This window comes from Streptococcus cristatus (genome assembly GCF_003943535.1).
Lineage (GTDB): Bacteria > Bacillota > Bacilli > Lactobacillales > Streptococcaceae > Streptococcus > Streptococcus cristatus_L.
On sequence record NZ_RJPU01000013.1, the window covers coordinates 1 to 11,400 of the forward strand.

Here is an 11,400-nt window from a genome sequence, read left to right on the forward strand (position 1 = left end):
ACACCTAGCTGATCTGTCATGTACTCGATATAATGACCTTTTTGCTGGAAGGATACCGCATCAAGCTGATTAGCCGCTGTCATAAAGAAGACATTTTCAACATCTTTGTTAGATGCAACTGGAAGGCTGACAAAGACCTTGCCCTTAGGCTGAACAGCTTTGCCAAATTGGTCTTCTAGTCTAATGTCATAAGCATCATAGAGCTTACCTTCCAGGCTTTGAGCTGCTACTTTCTTAACCTTCAAGGCCACAACTTGATCAAGCGTAGACTTCATGCCAATCACTTGAACCTTGGTAGCTTCGTCCGTCAAGATACGTAAGTTATTTTCTGGCTTAGATGGTTTAGATGGCTCTACAGGCTTCTCTGGTGTAGTTGGTTTGTTTGGTTTCTCTTCCTTGCTTCCAACTTCCACAATCTGATCTACTGGATCTTTAGAAACGAAGCTGTCGCGAGTCAATCGCCCGGTTTCTTGACCATTTTCGATGGTCACTTCCACAAGTGTGGTCTTCTCGCCGGCCTTACCTTCTTGGACAACTTTTCGAGTACCCTTAGACAATTGTGGATTTTCTCGTTCGATGGTATTAAACGGTAGAACCTCTGTCACAATATCCAAGCGTGGCTGCTCGACAACAAGATTCTTAACACCTTCAGCTGGAGTGATTTGCTCGACTGGTTTACCAACTTCCACAATCTTGTCAACTGGGGCTTTGGAAACGAAGCTGTCACGAGTTACTCGACCGCTTTCCTTGCCATTCTCAATCGTCACTTCAACAAGCACGGTCTTTTCGCCAGCTTTGCCTTCTTGGACAACTTTTCGGGTACCTTTAGGTAATTGAGCACTTTCATGTTCAACAGTATTAAACGGCAGAGTCTCTGTCACAATATCTAGGCGTGGCTGTTCGACAACAAGATTCTTAACGCCTTCTGCTGGTGTAACCTGCTCAACTGGTTTGCCAACTTCCACAATCTTGTCGACTGGGGATTTGGAAACAAAGCTATCGCGAGTCACTCGACCAGTTTCTTGGCCATTTTCGATGGTCACTTCCACAAGTGTGGTCTTCTCACCGGCCTTGCCTTCTTGGACAACTTTTCGAGTACCCTTAGACAATTGTGGATTTTCTCGTTCGACGGTATTAAACGGTAGAACTTCTGTCACGATATCAAGTCGTGGTTGCTCGACAACCAGATTCTTAACGCCTTCTGCTGGTGTAACCTGCTCAACTGGTTTACCAACTTCCACAATCTTGTCGACTGGGGATTTGGAAACGAAGTTGTCACGAGTCACACGGCCAGTTTCTTGGCCATTTTCGATTGTTACTTCAACCAGCGTGGTCTTTTCACCGGCCTTGCCTTCTTGGACAACTTTTCGGGTGCCCTTAGGTAATTGAGCATTTTCACGTTCAACAGTATTAAACGGTAGAGCTTCAGTTACCACATCCAAGCGTGGCTGCTCGACAACCAGATTCTTAACGCCTTCTGCTGGAGTGATTTGCTCAACTGGCTTGCCAACTTCCACAATCTTATCAACTGCATCTTTGGAAACGAAACTATCGCGAGTCACTCGACCAGTTTCTTGACCATTTTCGATGGTCACTTCCACAAGTGTGGTCTTCTCACCAACCTTGCTTTCTTGGACAACTTTTCGGGTGCCCTTAGGTAATTGAGCATTTTCACGTTCAACAGTATTAAACGGTAGAACTTCTGTCACAATATCCAAGCGTGGCTGTTCGACAACCAAATTCTTAACGCCTTCGTCTGGAGTCGTTTTGTGAACTGGCGGTGTAGCATCCGCTGCTTTCTTCACTAGCTGGATCCGGTATTCCTTAGTCGTTTGACCGTCTTCCGTCACCACACGAACAAGACTTGGAAGCTCATCGCTATCAGACTGAACAACTGTTACAGTTGCTTTGTTTGTAGCAGTAGCTTCAATCCTTGGTCTTGTGCCCTGATACTCCAGACGGTAATCTGTCTTATCTGCTTCAAAATCAGCCAAGGCTTGACCATTAACAGTGATATTCGTTACTGTAGTTGACTGAAGCGTTTCTGTTGGTGTAACGGCAGTGAACTCTACAAGTGCAACCCCGTTAGTCGTATCCTTGCGTGTCATTCGGGCACGGATAGCTTTTGTTTTAACTGGATCAAAGTTGAAATGAATCATCTTGCCAGCTATGATTTCGCTATCTGCTGTATAGTTCAATTGCTTCCAATTATCTGCATTGTTAAATGGATGATCAGCTTGCTCAGCATAACGAGAAGATGGATTTGGCTCAGTAAAGTCTGGACCGTCATAGTATTCTAAGACGAGACTTTGTGGTGCATCTGTTCCACTATCTCTGAAGAACTGCATACCAACTTGTTGTACTGTCTCAGCTGAAATCTGACCTTGCTTTTTGAAAAGCACACCGACAGATACTTCTTTACTTGGAGCCTGTCTTGACCAGTTAGTCCAGCGATTGCTTTCGTTGGTCGAACCATCATTTACATAGTGAACCCTATCTTGTGAAGCTTGATCTGTGTCATTAGTCGTTGAAGCAAAAGCAAGTGAATCTTGGTCGTTATGATTTTGGTTTAAAGCAGCATTGCGTCCAGTTTGCTCGCTTACCCGTACTTTAAGCTGTGCCTGCAGATCTGTTCCTGGAATCGTTCCTGTCAATGTAAAGCTACCTTTAGTTCGAAGTAGACTTTCATCAACTGGATTCCAAGTAACTGCTAAATCTTTCTTAACCCACTCAGTACCACTTGGGTAATAAACTGGTACAGTTGATGGCAACTGGAGTCTCTCTCCTACATTTACGACTGTTGATAATATTTCAACAGCCACAGGCTTACCCATTTGCTTACTCTCTTTGACAAAGCGAATGCGGTACTCATCCACGATTTGACCATTTTCAGCCTTGATGAGTACACGGACAGGATCATTTTCAGATGCTGCTGGAATCACTGTCGCTAACCCATTGTCGCTTACTTCTGCAGTCACTTGATTACCTGTTTCTTTCTTGACAATCTCATATTCCTTGATAGCGCTGTTAAAGCCTGGGATAGGCTGTCCATCTACCATGATCTTGGCGATTGCACTTGTCGCCTCTTCAACACTGTTGCCCATAACAGTTAGCTCAGTCAAACCAACACCTGAGGTGTTCGCTTTCTTCTTCATGCGAATACGGATAGCTGGTGTTTCTACCTTATCAAAGCGGAAGACATTTTCAGAGTTTGCACTTAGGGTCTGAGGCGCACGAAGACCAGTTACCTGTTTCCAGTTACTTGATTGATTGAATGGATGCTGCGCTTCTTTACGAACATGGTTAACATCTTTTGGTAATTCTGGAAGATCTTTGCCAGCATAGTATTCAATAACATATTCTTCTGGTAGACCAATAGAACCATCCGTGTAGAAGTCTGCTTTTAGATTATCAACAAAGCGTTTAGTCAAGTCACCTGCATCTCCAAATAAGATACCTGCATAATCTTCTTCATTTCCAGTACGCCAGTTGGTCCAACGATTCTTAGCTCCGCCTGAAGTTCTTGAAATGTGGGTATCATTTAGAGCACTAGCGCTATCATCCCCACCAGTATCAGATACAAAGGCTGCTGGAAGTTCTGACCCTGTCCATTGTTTAGAGATATTCTTATTTTGGACCGTTTGCTCAGACACTCGGATGTGAGCCTTGGTTCTCAGATTGAGTCCCACGACTGTTCCTGTAACTTCTATTTTTCCAGCTTGAGCCGTTGCATCAGATGGAACAGCATCCCAGTTTACTTCTTTATACTGGACACTGCCATCAGAGTGATAAGCACGGACTGTTGCCGGAAGTTTAATCTTCTCACCTTTTGGCACGGCCAATGAAACTTCTTCAGCTGTCAAGAAGCCTTCAACAGTCACATGAGCTTGCGCTTCAATGTCAGTACCTGCTACTCGCCCCTTAACGGTAAAGCTATGATAGCGATCAACCTTTTCTTGGGAAATCGGCTCCCAAGTCACGGCTACCTTACGCGGCAAACCTTGATTATAAACTGCCAGTACTTCTTGAGGGAGAGTTGGCACCTTATGCAAATCTGTCGATAGCTTAATCGTCCGCAGCTCTGTGATGGTCTTTTCTTGTGTATTTTCAGCGATGCTCAAGGTTAGTTCTTGCGAAGTCAGAGTCTTATCTGCCTTTGCAAGACGAGCTGTGATACGAGCTGTTCCTTTACGATAGAGTAAGAGCTTACCATTTTCAGCTTTGATCCCCGCTCCATCTTCTGAGCTAATCGTGATGTTAACATCATTTTCTGACAGAAGCGCCCGAGTGCCATCTTCATAAACACCGTTGACTTTATACGGTATAGCTTGATCTTCGACCAGATTTTCTGTCTTTTCTACTTCTAGCTCAATACCAGTCAAGGCCGGGCTAGCTTCGACAAATTGCAGGCGATAAACTCGAGTCAGACGACCAGACTCGTCTGTCACAAAGACAGAAGTCAGCTTGTCATTGTCAGCACTAGCCTGTTGTATAGTAGCCGTTGCACCTCCTGTAGTTGTCGCTGAAACTGTCGGTACAGTTGCACCATAAGCAAGTGGAATGCGATAGTAAGTCTTGTCTGCGCTAAAGTCAGCCAGAGCCTTGCCACCAACCTGAATACCTGTCACAGCCCCTTCGGTTAAGTTCTGATTAGACGCTCGGAATCTAGCCGACACAGAAATGTCCGAGTCTGCAACTTTTCCTGTAGCTGTTGTTTCGCCATTTTCAGTCTTCAAGGCATCTGGATTTTCCAAAGTCCAAGAGCTGACTTCAGCATCTGATGTCGTACCGTCAGAAAAGACTGCTGTAACTACTTTATCTAAATCTTCTGTTGCTGTATTGACTGGCACTGTCTGGTTTTTTGGCAACCAAGTTACCAAATCCAAAACTTTCAGCATCAAGCGAGCAGTCAGGTTTGTACCTTCTACATTTCCTAAAACTTCTTTGACGCCACGCGTTTTAGTCAGGTCAGCTGGTATCTTCCAAGTCACAGTCTTATCTTCTGTACTGCCGTCATTGTAAACAGCTTTGACTGTCTGTGGAAGTTGTGCTTCGTCACCAACCATAGCTGTTGCTTTTGCTGGGAGTAAGTCAACCAATTCTTTGGCAGACTGTATTCTTTTCACTGTATAAACCGTTGCAGAATCTGAGACTAAACCTTCTGAATCAGCATAGAGGGTAAATTTTCCAGCTGTTTCTGTCGACTTAACGATGACCACACCCTTGCCATTAAAGGCCTTGCGTTTCCATGTGCCATCTGCTTGAGCCTTGTAGCGCTCACGGCTAGCCTGTTCACCATTATCTACACCGACAATTTCGCCTTGTCCATGTAGATTGAAATGCACAAGATTATTAGCTGTCGGTACGAGATTGCCATTAGCATCCACAATTTCATAATGGATATAAGTCAAATCTTTTCCATCCGCACCGATGACGTGCTCTTCTTTGACAAGGCGGACATTGCTAGCTTGCTCAGCAGTTGTCACTGTATCACGAGCAATCTCTTTGCCAGACTCATCACGAGCAACTGCCACTAGAGTACCTGGCTTGTATGCAACCTTCCATTCTAGATAGAGTTGACCATTTTCACCTTCTTGATAGCTTCTGCCATCTGCTGTCTGCTTCTTGGTAAAGGTCTTTTTGCCAAGTGATTCATTGTTCAGATAGAGTTCAACGCTGGCTGCATTTGAGAAGACGCGGACAGGCACCTTGCCATCAACCAACATCTTTCTGTCTTGTAGACTCTCCTCGTCCCAATTCCAGTGTGGCAACATATGAACCATCGGCTTGTCTTGGACTGAGCGCCATTGGCTTTGGTAGAGATAGAAGTCATTCTTAGGCAGACCTGCTGTATCAATGATACCGAAGAAGGAGCTCTTAACTGGGGTACGATCCATATTGTGCCAAGGAGTCGGCTCACCAATATAGTCAATACCTGTCCAGATAAACTGACCTGCATAGCCAGCATGGTCACGGTCAAAGGTCCATGACTGGGTCGCTGTCCGGCCCCATGCTACCTTGTCATTTCCATAGTCAGACTGCTCATAACGACGACCAGCACTGTGGTCATGGTTCAAAATCCGTGATGGATCGTAGTAGGAGCCGCGAGTCCGAGTTGCAGAAGATGTTTCTGAGCCATAAATCTTCCAGTCTGGATGAGCCCTACGCACTGCTTCATAGTTATGCTCGCCATAGTTCATCCCTACGACATCCATGATTTTAGCGATTTCGATAAAGCCGCCAGAAGAACGTTGGCTAAATTTATTTTCACCCATGGTGACATAGCGTTCTGTGTCAATGGCCTTGATAACAGCCTTCAAGCGCTTAGCTGTCGCAATAGAACGGGCATCTCCATTGGCTTCCTCGACCTCATTTCCGAGAGACCACATGATGATAGATGGATTGTTCTTGTCTTTTTCAACCATCATTCTCAAGTCAAAGTCAGACCATTTCTCACCTGGTTTAGCATCTGGATGGGTTGCTTCTTGGTCAAAGAATCGGCCGTAGTCATAAGTCTTCTTACTATGATACCAAGTATCAAAGGCTTCTTCCTGCACTAAGAATCCAAGCTCAGCCGCAGCATTCAACAACTGTTCGCTGGCTGGATTATGAGAAGTACGAATAGCATTGACGCCCATCTCCTTAAGCAATTTCAGTTTGCGATAGATGGCCTTGGCATTTTCTTCAGAGCCCAGTGCTCCATTGTCCTGGTGAATACATACGCCGTGGAACTTCATGCGCTCGCCGTTTAGTGAGAAGCCATCTGCTGCAGTCCAGTCAAAGTAACGGTAACCAAAGGTATCTTCAGTCACATCAACCAGTTGATTGTCTTTATAGACCTTGGTCTTCATGACATAGAGCTGTGGCTTATCTGATTTGGTCGTCCACAGGGTTGGTCTGTTGACCTGAAGCGTTTGATCAAATTGAACTTCCTGATTAGCTAAAAGTTCTTTGACAACGGAACGGACAGCTGCTGAGACAGCCTGACCTTCTTTGGTAAAGACCTGGTGCTCAACATAAACCTGATGCGCCTTACTATCGGTATTGACAACCTTGCTGGCAACAACTGTATCAACCGCTCCCTGCTGCTGTTCTTTTAGCTTCGGTGTGGTGATCTTATTGCCATGTTTGCTGACATGCAGCTTATCTGTCATGACTAGATGAACATCACGGTAAATACCGCTACCCGAATACCAACGACTACTTGGTTGCTTGTTGGTAACTTGGACAGCAATCGTATTTTCACGACCATCTTTATAGAGATAGTCAGTGATATCATAAGAGAAGTGATTATAACCATTTGGATAGTGACCGACATGCTTGCCATTGACATAGACATGCGAATCCATGTAAACACCATCAAAAGTCAGACGAACGTTCTTGTCCTTGTTTTCTTCCTCCAGTGTAAAGGTCTTACGATACCATGCCACTCCACCATTTAGCTGACCGCCCTCATTGCGAGCTGGAGACGAATGATCAAAGTCAAAGAAGATACTCCAGTCATGTGGCAGATTAAGCTTGGTCCAATCCTTCATATTGATATTTTCCTTGGATTGGTCGCCAGTCGGATTAAGTTTAAAGTACCAGTCTTTATTAAAGTTTTGCTTACGAGCCTGAAGCAAATCTTTCTCTTCTTTAGTGACCGGAGGCGTTACAATCGGCTGATCTGGTTTTTGATCAGGTGTTGTAGGCTGATCGGGCGTAGACGGTTGAGATGGAGTTGAAGGTTGATCTGGCGTGGATGGTTGAGATGGAGTTGAAGGTTGATCTGGCGTGGATGGTTGAGATGGACTTGGTTCCTCTGGTAGGTTTGGACGATTTTCTGGAATAAAGTTATCTGGATTATCCAAAATTTCTTTCAATTGATTAACTGCATTGAAGATTGCTTGGACATCTGGTGTTTCTTTTCCCAATTCATTTTCCAAAACAGTCTTATGTTCTACAAAGTCAGTACGGCTATTCGGGGTATCTTTCAATAATTCTGGGGTAATTTGATTGACAGTTTCTTTCAACTGCTTCATCTCTTCTACAAAGTCCTGTTTGGAAATGAGATGAGAACCAGTTCCTTTTGTCACGACCCTATCTAATTGGATTCCGATATTTCTAGCCAAGTCATTACGCTCAGGATCCAGCTCCATGGTCAGAACGTGAACATCGTCCTTCAAACCTTTAAGGGAAACCAGTGTTTGATTGCCTTTTCGTTGAGCCGCTTTACCACTAAAGTATTTCTTGCCGTTGTATTCTGTGGCATTTCCTTGACTTTCTTGATAGTCTAAGACTTTGCCATCTAGGCTGACCTTATAAATACCATGATTTGGATCCACAAAACCAGTTAGATCGATTCCTGTCCCGCTGAAAATAGCTGTCACAGAAAGTTTTTTCTTGGCATCAGCAGACAAGCCGTTATAAGAAGCCCAGCTTTCTGTATTGCTGAAATTTCCCTGAGCATTGGTCTGTCTGTGCCAATTTGAACTGTAGATAAGCTGGCTGGCTTGGTCATCGTATTCTTTTTGGTTATGCGAAAGACTGTCCGCTTTCATGACACGAACTGTTGCAGATGAGTTAAAGCCAAGTAAGCTGCCTTCTGTTGGGTCAGACAACTTAACTTTAAAGTCAAAGACTTGGTCTTCTTGTTCTTTAAAGTCAATAGTCTGGAGCGTTACTGTCTTTTCGGTTTCCCCATCAGCAAAGTGCAAAATCTCTGTCTTGTCTTGGTAAACCTTGCCATGAACACCTGTTCCGGGCTCGGTCACCACACGGACATCTGCTGAACCTTTAGCACCGCCTACACGTTTGACAGTAACAGTGACAGTTTTACCTTTTTCAGCTTCATAGCTTGCTTGACTTAGCTCAAACATGCCCTTGCTTTGGTTATTTAAAGTATAAATCCCCTCAGTTGCAATGGCACGATTGCTAGCATTCACCAGCTTGATAGTATGAGTGCCTTCTGCTAGGTTGCTTGTTTCATATACCGTTTGACTGCGTTTGCGCACGGTGCTCTGCGTATCAATCGTTGCCACTTTTTGACCATCTACATAGACATCCATCGGACCGTGTTGCGGGTCGACAGTAGACACGACATAGGCCTTAGTTCCTGTGAATTGATATTCAACGCTGGCATCTTTTTGGTTAGTCCACATAGAACTTCCGCGAACACCTTCATTTTCTTGATGCCAAGTCGTATTGTTCTTATTTCCCTCAGTATTAGAATGATAATCCAAGCCCAAAGGATATCCATCTGTCTTTTCGATAGACTGAGGTGTTTTGTAGAGCGCAAAGTTGGTCAAAATCGGGGTCGCCTGAGCACCCGTAATAGTAACACGGATTCTTCTAGCAGTGACCGGCTGGCCTTGGATAAGACGGCGGTAGCCAACTGTACTGCCTTCGCCATAGCGAACCCAACGACCATTGACTTCTACGTCAATGTTGAAACCGTAAATCCGCTGACCTTTAGCAATATCTTCTTTCAACTCGACCACATCAAAACGCTTATTCTCTCCCAAATCAACTGTGAAAGAACCAGTCAAGGCATCATTTGATAGCGCCCAAGATGTCTTGTCATCACCATCAACCAGATGATTGACATTGTATTTGGCATTCTTCCGTGTAGAATCCGCTACCACACTGGCACCTGCTGCTAGATTAGTAGAATACATGTCTTTGAGCGTCTGATGAAATTCTTTTAATCTTGCAACATCAACATCTGCAAATCGTCCTTCTTTGTTAGGTGGAATATTGAGCAAAAGTGGTGTTCCACGACCGACAGACTTGAAGTAAATATCCATCAATTCACGCAAAGATTTTGGTTGCTGATTTTCATGATAGAACCAGCCTGAGCGAATGGATACATCCGCTTCCCCAACAGAATACATATCTCCAGTAGGGTCCCCATGATTCAGATAGTCTGTTGACGGATTAGCCAGAACTTTGTCGCGTTTGACCTTATGCCAGACTGGGTCACCCGCTGTGCCTTTTTCGTTCCCAATCCAGCGGACACTTGTTGGCTGAGCAGAGAAAATAGTGATGTCACCCTCTGCTTTTTTAATATATTCGAACCATTTATCAAAAGTATAAGTGACTTTCTGCGCTCCTTCTCCTCGAGCACCATCCATCCAGACTTCGACAAATTTTCCTTTGTTACCGTATTTAGGATTATCTAAAATCTCCTTGAGTTGATTGAGGTAGTATTCATTATACTGATCCTGAGTGGCAACCTTATAAGACGGATGATTGGCATCCCACGGAGAAAGATAGACACCAAGATTCATGTCATATTTGGTCGCAGACTTAGAAACTTCTTCCAAGACATCGCCTTTACCATTTCTCCACGGACTGGCTGCGACAGTGTGATTTGTATGCGCAGACGGATAGAGAACAAAACCATCATGGTGCTTAGTAACCATAATCGTCCGTTTGAATCCTGCTTCTTTTAACACTCGAATCCATTGGTCTGTATCTAAATTAGTCGGATTAAAATTAGAAGGATTTTCACGACCATTTCCCCACTCAGAGTTGGTATAGGTGTTCATACCAAAGTGGATAAAGGCGGCTAATTCTTCTTTGTGGTAGTCCAATTGAGCCTTGGTTGGAAGTGGTCCATAATCAGCAATTTCTGTTTCCTTATTTTCAGTAGGACTTGCTGCTTGAGCTGGCAAAGTGGGCTGGCTAGCTTCATTGCTAGCGGAAGTTTTCGGCTGCGTAGGTTTCGGTTGAGTGACTCCCTCATTTGCCACTGGCTGAGCCGGTTTGGGAGTAGCTACCTCTGATGTTGCTTCAGAAGTATTTCCGCTATTATCAGAACTGCTTCCTCCATTGTCGCCAGAGTCGGCTTTTGCTAATTTATCTGCCAATTCAGCTGGTAAACTGGTTAGACCTTCTACCCGCTCGACCGTGCCGGAATCATTTCCTCTGCCACCTGATGACTCGCTAGTAACAGTTGCTGAACTGGACGGTTGCACCACATCAGCCGATGCCAATGGCATACCAAATAACAGGACACCTATCATGACAGAACAAGCACCGATAGCATATTTTCGAATACTAAACTTACATTTCTTTTCCATAAAGGAACCTTCCTATCTGTACGCTTCTCACCAGTAAGCGTTTGCAACTTTATTTAAAAAAATATATTTTATTTGAATTATTTAAATTGAATTTATCGTAAAAACAGACGGAACATAACTTACACTATATCTTTTCTCAAGCCATGTTCCGCCCTTAAATCGCTGGTACATAGACTAATGGCTATGTACCAAACTTTGTGTCGGAAATGTTTTTTTACATATTTTCCTTCTTCTTCATCAGGAATAATCCTGTCAATGCTAACAGAAGGCCGAGAAGGAAGGCTGAATCTGTTGCTGTGCCTGTACTTGGTAAGGTTGCTGACTTAGTGGCTGGACC

2 protein-coding genes are annotated in these 11,400 nt (G+C 44.3%); both read right to left on the bottom strand.

All coding sequences use genetic code 11. The features are described from left to right. Positions 1–11,063: G5 domain-containing protein (locus D8790_RS10210; protein ID WP_125388502.1), on the bottom strand; the 11,063-nt coding region annotated here is incomplete at its 3' end. A 214-nt stretch (positions 11,064–11,277) separates the two neighbouring features. Then, a partial coding sequence (locus D8790_RS11060; RefSeq protein ID WP_125388503.1) for an LPXTG cell wall anchor domain-containing protein occupies positions 11,278–11,400 on the bottom strand: 123 nt, incomplete at its 5' end.